Raw genomic sequence first — 13353 nt, 5'->3', positions numbered from 1 at the left:
TCGTTGGGATGGATAAGTGTACTCAAAACGTGCCGTGCCTTGAAGAGGGGCCAGCTACGGAAAGGTGCATAATCACACGAATCTAAACAACTAAATCATTAATCCGCATCAAATCAAAACGCTTTCACCTGCCGTAAATTGTAACTTTTCACACAATTTTCCGGAGATTGAAAATGGAAGAAGAATTGGAATTGAGTGGAGCGCAATGGGCAAAGAAATTTCCCGGCAGCGAAGACACTCGTTACTTGCTGGGAAATTTCCGTCTTGCAGTAGAGGACTTTCTCCATGCAATGAAAGAGGCGGGGATTAAGATTGTAATTCGCGCCACCTTCAGACCGCCGAAGCGTTCATATCTGATGCATTTTGCCTGGAGAATTGCGAAAAAACAGCTTGATCCTGAAAAAGTTCCCAATATGCAAGGCGTAAACATAAATTGGGACCACGGAACAAAAGAAAAATCCGTCAATGCGGCAAAAGAAATGTTACCAGCGTTAAATATAGATAAACAAGTAATAAAACCGGCAATTCGATCTCAACACAATTCAGGATTGGCAATTGATATGAGCTTGAGTTGGAACAAAACTATTGAGCTCAAAGATGCAAATGGAAACACGGTAAAAATTAATACGTTGCCACGGAATGGCTTAAACAAGCAGCTTATAGCTGTCGGAAAAACTTATGGTGTGCAGAAATTCAAGGGAAAAGATGATCCGCATTGGTCCAACAATGGTTTTTAACCGAAAGGTAAAGATGAAGAAATATTTCCTTCTACTTTTCTTTTTTCTCATTCCATTGGCAGCCTTTTCAAGTGAAAAACTACCAAAGGATATTAGATTATTTATTTCCTATTCTTTTGAATGTGAGCACTTTGCTGGTGAAGTCGGAACGGAACTACCGAAGAGACAACAAGATGAAATGAATAGGGAAATTGACAAATATTGCGGAGGAGCAAAAAAGCAATTTGAAATTTTAAAAGAAAAGTACAAGAATAACTCAACATTACTTAGGAGAATAAAAAACAACTATAATGACACTGTTGATAGTTACACAAAATTTTAATGTAGGAGAAAATGAAGATAGTGCCCTTCATTTTCATGGCACACTTTACATGCCGACCGCAATAAAATGTTCCATACCGTTTCATACCGAAATTAAAGTTATCTGTATCTTCTTGGCTTTTTCAATAGCTTCAGAATAAGTAGCAATCACTTTCCCAAATTGAAATCTTGTCGATATTGCTTGTTTGTGAGAACCCAAATACAAACCATTTGTACCAGAATTTATTTTCCAATATTTATTAACATTCCAAAATATAGAGATTTTGAGAATTATTTCAACTTCAATTCTTTTTCCATTTATCCGAGCATACGCCAGAAGCCGAGCCTTGTTCAGCGCGAGATATCACCAAGGGCACCTCTAAAAACCCGTCGTTCCCGCGTAGGCGGGAACCTATACGCCGCATCCTGTCTAGCGCAGCATGGATTCCCGCCTACGCGGCGGACCGCCGATGCGGAACGACGCATTCAGCTTATTCGATGCGCCTACCAAGGGAGGTGGACGACTCCGTGGCTGCCTGGCGAACCGGCGGCCTCGGCAACCGGCTGCGACATGGCGGCCCGGCGACGCGACGGCCTCAGCGGCCGGCCGCGACGGCGCGGATGGCGGCCAATACCGCCTCCGGTTTCTCGAGCGGAATCTCGGCGCCGCTGTCGACCCACTGCAACTGGGCGCCGGGGTACAGCCGGACGATGTCCTTGCGCTTGGCGTTGGCGTCGTCGGCATAGGCCGACTTCTCGCCCAGCGGACGGGCGGCGCTGAGCACCATCACCCGCACGCCGGCCGGCGCCGGCAGCGCCAGCACCTGCGCGCCGGTGGCCATGCTGGCCTTGAACTCGGCCATTTCGACGGACGAGCTGAGCAGTTTGAAGCTGGTGCGCACCAGGGTCGGCCACTGCTCGTAGGCGCCGGCGCCGAGGAATTGCTGCGGATGGGTGGAGTCGACCAGCACCAGCGCCTTGACCTCGTCCGGATGGCGCCGCGCGTACAGTTGCAGGTACAGGCCGCCGATCGAATGGCCGACCAGGATATACGGCGGGTTCAGCCCCTTGCTGCGCAACAGCGCGCGCAGCTCCTCGGCGATGTGCTCGCCGTCGCGCGGGCTGGCCACCGCCGCGCTCTTGCCGTAGCCGGGGCGGTTGTAGGCGAAGGCGCTGCGCTCCTGGCAGATGCTGCGGAACACCGGTTCCCACTGGCCCAGCTTGGCCATCAGGCCGTTCTCGAACACCACCGGCACGCTGCCGTCGTGGCGCACCAGCTCGTATTCGACCCGGCGCGGCTCGGCCAGGCCGGCCACCAGCTCGACCTGTGCCGCCGCGCCGGCATGGCTGGCATTGGCGGCGGCCAGCGCCAGCAGCGACGCGGCCGCCGCGCGCCGTCCGGCGCGCGGCGCGGGCATGCGCACGGGCATGGGCATGGGCGCGGCAAGTGGTTTGCCCATTCGAAGGTCCTCCATCATAGTGCTCCTGGCGAGGCGCCACGACGGGCACCGAACGCCACTGTAACGCAAAGCCGGGCCGGCCGTTTCATCCGGCCGCCGCGGCGTCCGGCGGCCGGCCGGTTTTTCGCTACCGGCGCCGATCTTTGGCATAATGGCAAAAAGACTCAGGCAGATCATGAACACACGCTCCCCCCGCGCGCCGGCGCCCGCTTTCGATACCGGCCATTTTCGCCAGGCCCTGGCGCAATTTGCCACCGGCGTGACCGTCATCACCACCCGCCTGGCCGACGGCAGCTTCCGCGGCCTGACGGCCAGCTCCTTCAACTCCGTCTCGCTGACGCCGCCGCTGGTGCTGTGGAGCCTGGGCAGCAGCGCCAACAGCATGCCCATCTTCAGCGGCAACTCGCACTACGTCATCAACGTGCTGGCGGCCGACCAAGCCCATCTGGCCAAGCTGTTCTCGACCCGCAGCGAAGACCCCTTCGGCACCGTCGAATACGAGCTGTCGCACACCGGCCAGCCCATCCTCAAGGGCGCCACCGCGTGGTTCGAATGCCACAACCGCAGCCGCTATCCGGAGGGCGACCACGTCATCTTCGTCGGCGAGGTCGAACATTGCAACATCACCCCGGCGCAACCGCTGATCTTCCACGGCGGCCAATTCCGCAGCCTGGCCTGAGGCGGACGCAAGCTGTCATTTTGTCATCAAGCCCCGCTTGACGGCGGGAAAACGGAAATTGGTGTCGCCATTAGAAAAGCCGGGCGGCGGACGAGGTCTTAGAATAATGGCACCAGCCACTATAACCAGAGACTAGGAAACACCATGAGCCAAGCCCGCGCCCAATTCCACTGGGATGACCCCCTCCTGCTGGACCAGCAACTGACCGACGAAGAACGCATGGTGCGCGACGCCGCCGCCGCGTATTGCCAGGACAAGCTGGCGCCGCGCATCCTCGAGGCCTTCCGCCACGAAAAAATGGACACCAGCATCTTCCGCGAGATGGGCGAACTGGGCCTGCTCGGCCCCACCATCCCGGAACAATACGGCGGCCCCGGCATGAACTACGTCGCCTACGGCCTGATCGCGCGCGAAGTCGAGCGCATCGACTCGGGCTACCGCTCGATGATGAGCGTGCAATCGTCGCTGGTGATGGTGCCGATCCACGAGTTCGGCACCGAGGAGCAAAAGCAGAAATACCTGCCGAAACTGGCCACCGGCGAATGGATCGGCTGCTTCGGCCTGACCGAGCCGAACCACGGCTCCGACCCCGGCTCGATGATCACCCGCGCCAAGAAGGTGCCGGGCGGCTACGCGCTGAGCGGCGCCAAGATGTGGATCACCAACTCGCCGGTGGCCGACGTGTTCGTCGTCTGGGCCAAGGACGACGAGGGCGCCATCCGCGGCTTCGTGTTGGAGAAGGGCATGGCCGGCTTGAGCGCGCCGGCGATCCACGGCAAGTTCGGCCTGCGCGCCTCGGTGACCGGCGAGATCGTCATGGACAACGTCTTCTGCCCGGAAGAGAACGCCTTCCCCGACGTGCGCGGCCTGAAAGGTCCGTTCACCTGCCTGAACTCGGCGCGCTACGGCATCGCCTGGGGCGCGCTGGGCGCGGCCGAGGCCTGCTGGCACACCGCCCGCCAATACACCATGGACCGCCTGCAATTCGGCCGTCCGCTGGCGGCCAACCAGCTGGTGCAAAAGAAGCTGGCCGACATGCAGACCGAGATCACGCTGGGCCTGCAAGGCTGCCTGCAACTGGGCCGCATGAAGGACGCCGGCACGGCGGCGGTGGAAATCACCTCGATGATGAAGCGCAACTCCTGCGGCAAGTCGCTGGACATCGCCCGCGTCGCCCGCGACATGCTCGGCGGTAACGGCATCTCCGACGAGTTCGGCGTGATCCGCCACATGGTCAACCTCGAAGTGGTCAACACCTACGAGGGCACGCACGACATCCACGCGCTGATCCTGGGCCGCGCCCAGACCGGCATCCAGGCCTTCCAATAAGGCCAGGGGCGCGCGCCACCCGGCCCGCGCCCTGTCACGTCGCCCCGACTGTGTCGAACAGCTCAGGGCGGCGTTCCAACAATCTCCGCTTGGACATTCGCCGCATCGACCTGTCGATGGAAGGCCGGCATCGCCGCGCCGAGGCGTGGCGACTCGCGCGCGTCGATGCTGGCCTTCGCCGCAAGCGGAACCGACGTAAAAAACCCGCCACGGCAGCGCTGCCGTGGCGGGTTTTTCATCTGCGCGGCGAACGTGGCGGCAAACGTGGCGGCGGCCGTGGTGCGCGGCGCCGCCGGACGGCCTACAACCAGCCCTTGAGAACCATTTTCTCGGCCACGTGGCGCGCCAGCAGCAGGTAGTTGTAGGGCGTCGGATGGACGTCGTCGGCGAAGGCGTAGTGGCTGACGTCGCCGGCGGCCAGGTTGCCGCCGTTGCACACCAAGGAACTGTGCAGCGCATTTTTCAGCGGCTCCAGGTCGCAGGCCATCTCCTTGACATTGCTCAGGCCGTAGGCCGCCGGATTGCTCGCCTGGTCGTGGCTGATGGCGTACACGTCGACCAGCAGCACCTTCGCTTCGCCGGCCAGGCCGGTGCTCAGTTCGCCGTTGAAGGCGCCGACCATGGCCATGATCAGTTGCCGGCTGGCGGCCGGCTGCAGCAGGCCGGCCGGCGAGGTGGCCACGTCCGGCAGGTTGTTGACGGTGACGTAGTTGGCGCCCTTGGCCAGCAACTGCTCCTTGACCAGGGCGACCAGCTCCTTGCCGGTCGCGGCCATCGTCGCCACCATCGCCGGGCCGCGCAGGGCGGCGTAGTCGGCGCCGGCCTTGGCGCCGGCCGCCTCGCCGTCGGCCTTGGCCTTGAGCACGAGCGGGCCGTAGACGGCCGGCGCGCCGACCGCCGCGTTGCCCGGCTGGCCGGCGGCGGCCAGGACGGCGGCGCCGACCACGCTGTCGGCCGTGTGGCCGGCGCGCGCCGACTCGGCCGCCAGCGCCGCGCCGACCGCCTGCATGGCGGCGGCGACATCGCTGGCGCCGGCGGCCAGTTGCTTGACCAGGCTGTCGGCGAAGGCGGCCGCGCCGGCGTCGGCCGCCACCTTGCCGGCGCCGCTCTGCAGTTCGCGCAGCAGGGCCAGCAGATCGTTCCCGCCGGCCATCACGAAGACGATTTCATCGCCCTTGAACCGGCCGCCCACGGCGGCCAGGTGGTTGCGGATCTGCGTCGCCGCCGGCACGGTCAGCTGGCCCAGCGCACTGCCGGTCGCCTTGTGCTCCGAGCCGACCGGATTGCTCACCCGCGCGCCGCCCTGGGCATAGCCGAAGCAGCCGGCGTGGTTGACCACCGGGACGAAATAACCCAGCTTGTCGTCGCCGTCGAGGCCGGTCTGGGCCGCGCACGGCGCGGCCTGGCCCAGGCGGCTGGCCATCAGCTCGGTCCAGTTCTTGCCCGTCAACGCGGCGTTGATGGTGCGGTTGTCGCCGTTGATGTTGTAGGTGCCGCCGCCCAACTCCCGGACCTTGCCGACGGCGTAGGTGCCGACGTCGGACAGGCTGTCGCCGAAAGTGACCTGGCTGGAAAAGCTGATTTTCGGAACGTTCTCGTCGGGGCTGGTGACGCCGCCGCCGCAGCTGGCCAACAGGGCCAGCGCGAGCGTCGCGAAGGCGATGGGGGTAGGTCGCATAGTCTCTCCTGGTGGTTTTTATGGTGTTATATGCACGCTTGTGCTATTTGCAACAGCTTGTCCAATATGCCACCCTTGCCCCGGCTTGTATAGGGAAAAACCGCTCTGCCCGGCGTGCCGCGCAACAAAAAAGCGGCCCTCGCGGGCCGCCCTTCAACACCATCCATTCACATAAGAAACAAGAGTTGCCGCATCTAGGGCCGCGCCACCCGGCCGAAGAAGTCGCGCGTCGCGCGCAGGCAGAACGGCGCCACCAGACCGGCGTGGTAGCTGTCGCGCACGGCCTGGTCGGCCTCGCTGCCGCTCTTGCCTTCGAGCAGTGCCGTCAGCCGCACGGTGCCCTTGGCCACCCCGAAGGCCAGCTGGGTATCAGCATAGTCGCCCAGGCTGGCCGTCGTGTCGACGTTGAGCAGGGTCAGCGCGCCGGCCGGCTTGCCCTGGGCGCTGAAGTAGGCGTAGGCCGCCTCGGCGTTCTTGTACGGCACCACCGGGTCGCTGTCGCCGCCGCACAACAGCAGCGGCACCGTCGGCACATAGGTGCGCAGATCGTTTTTCACCAGCCATTTGCGCAGCGACTGGGTCGGCGCGCAAGCGAGCGGAGTGGCGTTGCTGGTGTTGCAGGGATTGGCCCGCAGATCGGCCAGGTAGCCGTCGCGGTAGCTGGTCTTGAACAAGTGGTCGGCACCGAAGGCGCTGGCATAGCCGGCCGTCTGCGGCAGCGAATCCTGGGCGAACAACACGTCGTTGGGCAGCTTGCCGGCCGCCACCAGGTCGCCGATGCCCAGCGCGCCGGGGAACAGGCTGTCGATGCCGCCGGCGTACTTGGCCTCGTAGACCTCGGCGCTGCTGCCGTACAGGCCGGCGTTGGCGCGCTGGCCGGCGTTGATCAGCATCGGCAGGAAGGCCGCCGCGCCGCTGCTGGGGGCGCCGCCGAAGATGCTGTCGCCGAACAGGCTCAGCGCGTAGGGGCCGGACAGGCCGGCCGCCGCCGTCACGTTGAACTCGCCGGCATAGCCGGTCTGCATGGCGCGCTGGGTGGCCAGGGCGACGTAGCCGCCCTGCGAGTAACCGGTCAGCAGCAGGCGGCCGCCATCCTTGGCGCCGACGGCGGCGAAGGACAGGCGCGCCGCGCGCAGGCCGTCGATCATGTCGCTGGCCTGTTGCGCGGCGTCCAGATAGGCGTGGTAGCCCAGCGTCGAACCGGCGTAGCCGGCGTAGTTCGGCGCCACCACGATGTAGCCCTGGGCGGCGAACATGGCGGCGATCAGGCGCGGCTCGGTGGCGCTGAGCTTGCTCATATCGGTCGCCTTCAACACCGAGGTGCCGTGCGCGTACAGCAACACCGGGCGGCTGCCGCCGCACTCGCCGGCCGCGCCGCCGGACGGCACCATGATGGCGGTGCTGGCCTCGGTGTCCTCGCCGGCCGAGCCCACCGTGTGGTACTTGACGGTGTAGGTGGTGACGGCGCAGCTCGGCGTGCCGGTGATGTTGCTGCTGAGTTTTTGCTGCTCGTCGAGGAACTGCTTGAAGACGGCCGGTTCGAGCGTGTTGACGCTGGCGCCGTTGATACTGACCGGCACCACGCTGGCCGCGCCGATCAAGCTGCCGCGCAGCGAAGGCGAGATCACCGGCGGGGTCGGCACCACCACCACGCCGCTGCCGTTGCCGGCACCGCCGCCGCCGCCACCGCAGGCGGCGAGGATCAGCAGGGGCGCGAGCGAGCACAGGGGACGCAATGAGGGACGGCGGCGAGCCGGGCGGGATGGATGAGCAGGGCGCATGGGATGTCCTCGAAAATGGCAAGGGGGCGGCCGGCCCGCGGGCCGCCGCGCTGGAACGACACGACGCGGCCGGGCGTACTCTCGGGTCGACCGGCGGCACGCCAATAGTAGCATATAAGCAATAGGCTAAGGAGTTGCCTTTAGGAAAAAGTCGCGCGCCGCCCGAACGCAGTACTGCGCCGCCAGCCTGCCGTGGTACAACTCGGCCACCGCCCTGGCCGGGTCGCGGCCCTTGTCGCGCGCCTCGGCCTGGACCCACTCCTTGGCCTTGGCGAAGCCCTGCCGCGCCGCCAGCCAGGAGGCCGGCGCGGCGCTGTCGGCCGCCTCCAGGTCGAGCAGCAGCGGCGCCGCGCCGCGAGCGGTGAAATAGCGCTGGGCCGCGCTGGCGTTGGCGAAGGGCACCACCGGATCGTCGCGGCCGCCACACAACAGCAGCGCGGCGCGCGGCCGGTAGCTGCGCAGGTCGTTGCGCGCCAGCCAGCGGCGCAGGCCGTTGCCGGCCGGACAGGCCGCCGGGTCGACCGGCTCGGCGCCGCAGGGATGGGCCGCCATGTCGGCCAGATAGGCCTGGCGGTAGCTGCTGCGCACCAGGTTGTGGGCGGCGAAATAACTGGCCGCGCCCTGCCCCTGCGGCAGCGAGTCGACCGCGAACAGGGCACCGGATGGCAGCCGGCCCAGGCGCACCAGCTCGTCGAAGCGCTGCGCGCCGGGCAGCAGCGCCTCGATGCCGCTGGCGTAGTCCGGCTCGTACAACTCGGCCGGACTGGCGTACAGGGCGGCGCCGGCGCGCTGGCCGGAGGTGGTCACCAGCGGCAGATAGGCCGTCACGCCCAGCAGCGGTTGGCCGCCGAAGATGCCGTCGCCCATCTGCAACAAGGCGTAGGGGCCGGACATGCCGGCCACCGCCACCAGCGGGAACTCGGCGGCGAAGTCGCGCTCGATCAGGCGCTGGGTCGCCAGGGCGACGAAGCCGCCCTGCGAATAGCCGCTCAGGAACAGCCGGGGCGCCGCCCGCACGCCCAGTTGCGCGTACACCTCGCGCGCCGCGCGCAGGGCGTCGAGCATGTCGCCGGCCTGCTGCTCGGCGTTCAGGTAGGGGTGGTAGGGCAAGGACGAGGCGCCGTAGCCGGCATAGTCGGGCGCCACCACGATGAAGCCCTGGGCGACGAACATCGCCGCCACCAGGCGCGCCTCGCCATTCAGGCGGGCCATGCTGAACTGCTTGTCGAGCACCGTGCCGTGGGCGTACAGCAACACCGGGCGCGGCCCCTGGCAGGCCGGGTCGGGGCCGGACGGCAGCATGATGACGCTGCTGGCGTCGGTCGGCTCGCCGTGGCCGCCGACGGTCTGGTAGCGCAGGGTGTGGATAGTGATGGCGCAGCGCGGCTCGCCGGCGATGTCCATCAAGGCGCCGCCCTGGGCGTGGCGCAGCACGGTGCCGAGGGTGGCCGGGTCGAGGGTGTTGATGCTGGCGTTGGCGCCGAGGGCGATCGGCACCAGGCTCGGCCCGTCCAGCACCGTGCCGCGCGGCGCCGCGCTGGCGTTGCTGATGGCGCTGGCGGCGTTGCTGATGGCGTTGGCGGCGCCGGCCGGGATGGCCGTCGGCGCGTCGTTGGCGCCGGCCGGCGCGGCCGCCGAGAGTATCAAAACGAACAATAATGGAAGCATGCCAACCTCCTGTCGGCGCTCACGCCAGCCGCACAGGAACGGCGTGGCTCAGGACCGCAACAACGCTTCCATGATACCTGATGAGCCGAACACCGCGCGCCGCAATCTGTCGTTCACGCCCAGCCAGTCGGCTTGCTGTGGCGGCGTTTCGACCAGGATCAAATCGGCGCCGCTTTGGTCCATCTCGCGCAAGGCGGCGTACAGGCCGTAGGCGTAGCCGGCCGGCGTCGCCGGCAGGGTCAGGTGCGGGCCGGCCGGCGCCGCCAGCGTGTGGACGATCAGGGCGACGCGCTTGCCCCTGGCCGCCAGTTGCGCGACGCTGTCGAGCAGGCGCTCGCGCTCAAGCATCAGCACCGGGGTGTGCGGCGCGTAGTGCGACTCCAGCGTGCCGGAGGCGCGCGGCGCCGCCGCGTCGGGCAGGCCGGGCAGCAGGCCGATGACGTCGGCGATCTGCTGCGCGCTGATGTGGCCGGGACGCAGCAGCACCGGGCCGCGCGTGGCCAGCCGCGACAGGTCGAGGATGGTCGATTCGATGCCGACCTGGCTGGCGCCGCCGTCGAGCACGGCGCCGAGCAGCGGCTCGTCGCCGAACTCGTCGCGCACGTGCTGCGCCGTGGTCGGGCTGACGTTGCCGAACTTGTTGGCCGACGGCGCCGCCACGCCGCCCTTGCCGCCCTTGAAGGCGCTCAGCAGCGCGATCGCCACCGGGTGCGAGGGACAGCGCAGGCCGACCGTGTCCTGGCCGCCGGAGACGGCGTCGGGAATGTGTTTGTTGCGTTGCAAAATCAAGGTCAACGGGCCGGGCCAGAAGGCCGCCACCAGCTGCCGCGCGGCCGGCGGGATGTCGCTGGACCAGTAGTCCAGGTCGGCGCCGGGCGCCAGGTGGACGATCACCGGATGGTCGTTGGGACGGCCCTTGGCCTGGTAGATGCGCGCCACCGCCGCCGGATCCTCGGCGTCGGCGCCCAGGCCGTAGACTGTTTCGGTGGGAAAAGCGACCAGGCCGCCGGATGCGAGGATCGCGGCGGCCTGGACGATTTCCGCGGAGGGAGCGGGGCTCCCGGCAGAATGCTTCATGACGGTCTTACTGGGTCAGCAGGCGCAGCGCCTCGGCGTACTTGGCGGAGGTCTGGTCGAGCACGTCCTGCGGCACGCGCGGCGCCGGCGCCTTCTTGTTCCACTGCTGGCCTTCCAGCCAGTCGCGCACGAACTGCTTGTCGAACGACTCGGGCGACTTGCCCACCTGGTAGGACGACATCGGCCAGAAGCGCGACGAATCCGGCGTCAGGATCTCGTCGATCAGGTGCACGGTGCCGTTGGCGTCCAGGCCGAACTCGAACTTGGTGTCGGCGATGATGATGCCGCGCGTGGCGGCGTATTCGGCGGCCAGGGTGTACAGCTTGATCGCCGCTTCCTTGACCTGGCGGGCGATGTCGACGCCGACGATGCGCTCGGCTTCGGCGTAGTCGATGTTCTCGTCATGCGCGCCGGCCGGGGCCTTGGTCGATGGCGTGAACAGCACTTCCGGCAGTTGCTGCGCTTCCTGCAGGCCGGCCGGCAGCGCGATGCCGCAGATGGCGCCGGTCTTCTGGTAGTCCTTCCAGCCGGAACCGATGATGTAGCCGCGCACGATCGCCTCGATGCCCAGCGGGGTGAACTTCTTGACGACGATGGCGCGGCCCTCGACCTGGTCGCGCTCTTCCGCCGCAACCACCGACACCGGATCGATGCCGGTCTCGTGGTTAGGCATCAGATCGCCGAATTTCTTGAACCAGAAGTTCGACATCTCGGTCAGCATCTTGCCCTTGTTCGGGATCGGATCGTCGAGGATCACGTCGAAGGCCGACAGGCGGTCGGTCTGCACCACCAGCAGCTTGTCGTCGCCGACCGCGTAGATGTCGCGCACTTTGCCGCGATGCAGGAAAGGCAGCGATTTCAGGTTTGTTTCAAGGATTCCAGCCATCATAATTCCTAACGTATTGAAGAACGGCCTATGCGGCCGTGTTGCAGAGCGGCCTATGCGGCCGCGCGATTACCACTGTTTTTGACGAATGTCCGACGCCACGCCGCTTACAGTTGCGGCAGCACCGAACCGCGCACCTTGTCGGCCTGGGTCTTGCGGAATTCGACCAGCTTGGCTTTCAGGCCGGCGTCGTTCAGCGCCAGCACCGACACCACGGCCAGCGCGGCGTTGGCCGCGCCCGATTCGCCGATCGCCAGGGTGGCGACGGGAATGCCCTTTGGCATCTGCACGGTCGACAGCAGCGAGTCCAGACCCTTCAGGTATTTCGACGGGATCGGCACGCCGTACACCGGCAGGATGGTCGAGGCGGCGACCACGCCGGCCAGGTGGGCCGCCGCGCCGGCGCCGGCGATGAAGGCCTGGGCGCCGCGCGCCTCCATGTCGGCCAGCCAGGCTTCCAGCTCTTTCGGCGTGCGGTGCGCCGACAGGGCGCGCGCTTCGTAGGAGACGCCGAAATCTTTGCAGATCTGCGCCGCTTCTTTCATGATGTCCCAATCCGAGGTGGAGCCCATGACGATACCAACAATAGTTTTTTCAGACATTTTATTCACTCACAAAATTAAACCGCGCCACAACATTGCGGCGCGATGGTTCACGATGGTTCAGATGATTACTTGACGATTTGCGACAACTCGCCGGCCTTGTAGCGCTCGGCCATTTTTTCCAGCGGGATTGGTTTGATCTTGGCGGCCTGGCCTTCGCAGCCGAACGACAGGAAGCGCGCCTTGCAGATCAGCGTGGCCGCCTCGCGGGCCGGCTTGAGGAAGTCGCGCGGGTCGAACTTGGTCGGGTTCTCGAACAGGTATTTGCGCACGGCGGCGGTCATCGCCAGACGGATGTCGGTGTCGATGTTGATCTTGCGCACGCCGTGGCGGATGCCTTCCTGGATCTCTTCGACCGGCACGCCGTAGGTTTCCTTCATGTCGCCGCCGAATTCGCGGATGATCGCCAGCAGCTCCTGTGGCACCGACGAGGAACCGTGCATCACCAGGTGGGTGTTGGGGATGCGCGCGTGGATTTCCTTGATGCGGTCGATGGCCAGGATGTCGCCGGTCGGCTGGCGCGAGAACTTGTAGGCGCCGTGCGAGGTGCCGATGGCGATGGCCAGCGCGTCGCACTGGGTGCGGGCGACGAAGTCGGCGGCCTGGGCCACGTCGGTCAGCAGCTGTTCGCGGGTCATGGCGCCGTCGGCGCCGTGGCCGTCCTCCTTGTCGCCCATCATGGTTTCGAGCGAACCGAGCACGCCCAGTTCGGCCTCGACGGTGACGCCGATGGCGTGCGAGAACTTGACCACCTCGCGCGACACTTCGACGTTGTAGTCGTAGGAGGCGACCGACTTGCCGTCCGCTTCGAGCGAGCCGTCCATCATCACCGAGGTGAAGCCGGAGCGGATCGCCGCCTGGCACACCGCCGGCGACTGGCCGTGGTCCTGGTGCATGACCACCGGGATGTGCGGGTAGGCTTCGACGGCGGCGTCGATCAGGTGGCGCAGGAAGGCCTCGCCGGCGTATTTGCGGGCGCCGGCCGAGGCCTGCATGATGACCGGGCTGCCGACGGCGTCGGCGGCGGCCATGATGGCCTGCACCTGTTCCAGGTTGTTGACGTTGAAAGCCGGCAGGCCATAACCGTTTTCGGCGGCATGGTCGAGCAGTTGGCGCATGGATACGAGAGACATGGTATTACTCCAAACAATAAAAA

At 65.3% G+C, this 13353-nt stretch carries 12 protein-coding genes; 4 read left to right on the top strand and 8 right to left on the bottom strand.

Annotated elements, in window-relative coordinates; all coding sequences use genetic code 11:
* Positions 1 to 173 precede the first annotated feature (173 nt).
* On the top strand, positions 174 to 737 hold the full coding sequence (locus tag H7U20_RS24800) for a D-alanyl-D-alanine carboxypeptidase family protein (RefSeq protein WP_199761818.1): 564 nt from the start codon (positions 174 to 176) through the stop codon (positions 735 to 737).
* A 13-nt stretch (positions 738 to 750) separates the two neighbouring features.
* Positions 751 to 1059, top strand: coding sequence for a hypothetical protein (locus tag H7U20_RS24795; protein WP_199761817.1), 309 nt, complete (start codon positions 751 to 753; stop codon positions 1057 to 1059).
* 574 nt (positions 1060 to 1633) lie between these two features.
* On the opposite strand, the gene H7U20_RS24790 is transcribed toward H7U20_RS24795, so the two are convergent.
* On the bottom strand, positions 1634 to 2497 hold the full coding sequence (locus H7U20_RS24790) for an alpha/beta fold hydrolase (RefSeq protein ID WP_199761816.1): 864 nt from the start codon (positions 2495 to 2497) through the stop codon (positions 1634 to 1636).
* 175 nt (positions 2498 to 2672) lie between these two features.
* Here H7U20_RS24790 and H7U20_RS24785 point away from each other — a divergent pair, with 175 nt between their 5' ends.
* Both H7U20_RS24785 and H7U20_RS24780 read left to right on the top strand, forming a co-directional pair.
* Positions 2673 to 3176: a flavin reductase family protein gene (locus H7U20_RS24785; RefSeq protein WP_199761815.1), complete on the top strand. Its 504-nt coding sequence runs from the start codon at positions 2673 to 2675 to the stop codon at positions 3174 to 3176.
* Positions 3177 to 3320: 144 nt separating this feature from the next.
* Complete coding sequence (locus H7U20_RS24780) at positions 3321 to 4505, top strand: acyl-CoA dehydrogenase (RefSeq protein WP_199761814.1); 1185 nt, start codon at positions 3321 to 3323, stop codon at positions 4503 to 4505.
* Positions 4506 to 4806: 301 nt separating this feature from the next.
* Here the strand turns inward: H7U20_RS24780 and H7U20_RS24775 are convergent, their stop codons facing one another.
* From H7U20_RS24775 to fba, 7 genes are all read right to left on the bottom strand, one after another.
* Positions 4807 to 6183 carry an SGNH/GDSL hydrolase family protein gene (locus H7U20_RS24775; RefSeq protein WP_199761813.1) on the bottom strand — a complete coding sequence of 459 codons (1377 nt, stop codon included), beginning with the start codon at positions 6181 to 6183 and terminating at the stop codon, positions 4807 to 4809.
* Positions 6184 to 6377: 194 nt separating this feature from the next.
* Positions 6378 to 7919: an alpha/beta hydrolase gene (locus tag H7U20_RS24770; RefSeq protein WP_233411062.1), complete on the bottom strand. Its 1542-nt coding sequence runs from the start codon at positions 7917 to 7919 to the stop codon at positions 6378 to 6380.
* 171 nt (positions 7920 to 8090) lie between these two features.
* Positions 8091 to 9632, bottom strand: a complete 1542-nt coding sequence (locus H7U20_RS24765; protein WP_199761811.1) for an alpha/beta hydrolase family protein — start codon at positions 9630 to 9632, stop codon at positions 8091 to 8093.
* Positions 9633 to 9680: 48 nt separating this feature from the next.
* On the bottom strand, positions 9681 to 10709 hold the full coding sequence (locus H7U20_RS24760; protein WP_199761810.1) for an L-threonylcarbamoyladenylate synthase: 1029 nt from the start codon (positions 10707 to 10709) through the stop codon (positions 9681 to 9683).
* A gap of 7 nt (positions 10710 to 10716) precedes the next feature.
* Positions 10717 to 11598: a phosphoribosylaminoimidazolesuccinocarboxamide synthase gene (locus tag H7U20_RS24755; RefSeq protein WP_199761809.1), complete on the bottom strand. Its 882-nt coding sequence runs from the start codon at positions 11596 to 11598 to the stop codon at positions 10717 to 10719.
* 104 nt (positions 11599 to 11702) lie between these two features.
* Complete coding sequence (purE, locus tag H7U20_RS24750) at positions 11703 to 12197, bottom strand: 5-(carboxyamino)imidazole ribonucleotide mutase (protein WP_199761808.1); 495 nt, start codon at positions 12195 to 12197, stop codon at positions 11703 to 11705.
* A 68-nt stretch (positions 12198 to 12265) separates the two neighbouring features.
* Entirely contained in the window at positions 12266 to 13330 is a 1065-nt protein-coding gene (gene fba / locus H7U20_RS24745) for a class II fructose-bisphosphate aldolase (protein WP_199761807.1), read from the bottom strand.
* Positions 13331 to 13353 lie beyond the last annotated feature (23 nt).

This window comes from Rugamonas violacea, from assembly GCF_016461825.1.
Lineage (GTDB): Bacteria > Pseudomonadota > Gammaproteobacteria > Burkholderiales > Burkholderiaceae_D > Rugamonas.
Note: the sequence above shows the minus strand (reverse complement) of the source record. Positions and strands in the feature narration are given on the sequence as shown.

Bases quoted from the DNA above. Each gene is read 5' to 3' on its own strand.
- H7U20_RS24800 (WP_199761818.1), top strand. From the start codon at position 174: ATGGAAGAAGAATTGGAATTGAGTGGAGCGCAATGGGCAAAGAAATTT.
- H7U20_RS24795 (WP_199761817.1), top strand. From the start codon at position 751: ATGAAGAAATATTTCCTTCTACTTTTCTTTTTTCTCATTCCATTGGCA.
- H7U20_RS24790 (WP_199761816.1), bottom strand. From the start codon at position 2,497: ATGGGCAAACCACTTGCCGCGCCCATGCCCATGCCCGTGCGCATGCCC.
- H7U20_RS24785 (WP_199761815.1), top strand. From the start codon at position 2,673: ATGAACACACGCTCCCCCCGCGCGCCGGCGCCCGCTTTCGATACCGGC.
- H7U20_RS24780 (WP_199761814.1), top strand. From the start codon at position 3,321: ATGAGCCAAGCCCGCGCCCAATTCCACTGGGATGACCCCCTCCTGCTG.
- H7U20_RS24775 (WP_199761813.1), bottom strand. From the start codon at position 6,183: ATGCGACCTACCCCCATCGCCTTCGCGACGCTCGCGCTGGCCCTGTTG.
- H7U20_RS24765 (WP_199761811.1), bottom strand. From the start codon at position 9,632: ATGCTTCCATTATTGTTCGTTTTGATACTCTCGGCGGCCGCGCCGGCC.
- H7U20_RS24760 (WP_199761810.1), bottom strand. From the start codon at position 10,709: ATGAAGCATTCTGCCGGGAGCCCCGCTCCCTCCGCGGAAATCGTCCAG.
- H7U20_RS24755 (WP_199761809.1), bottom strand. From the start codon at position 11,598: ATGATGGCTGGAATCCTTGAAACAAACCTGAAATCGCTGCCTTTCCTG.
- purE (WP_199761808.1), bottom strand. From the start codon at position 12,197: ATGTCTGAAAAAACTATTGTTGGTATCGTCATGGGCTCCACCTCGGAT.
- fba (WP_199761807.1), bottom strand. From the start codon at position 13,330: ATGTCTCTCGTATCCATGCGCCAACTGCTCGACCATGCCGCCGAAAAC.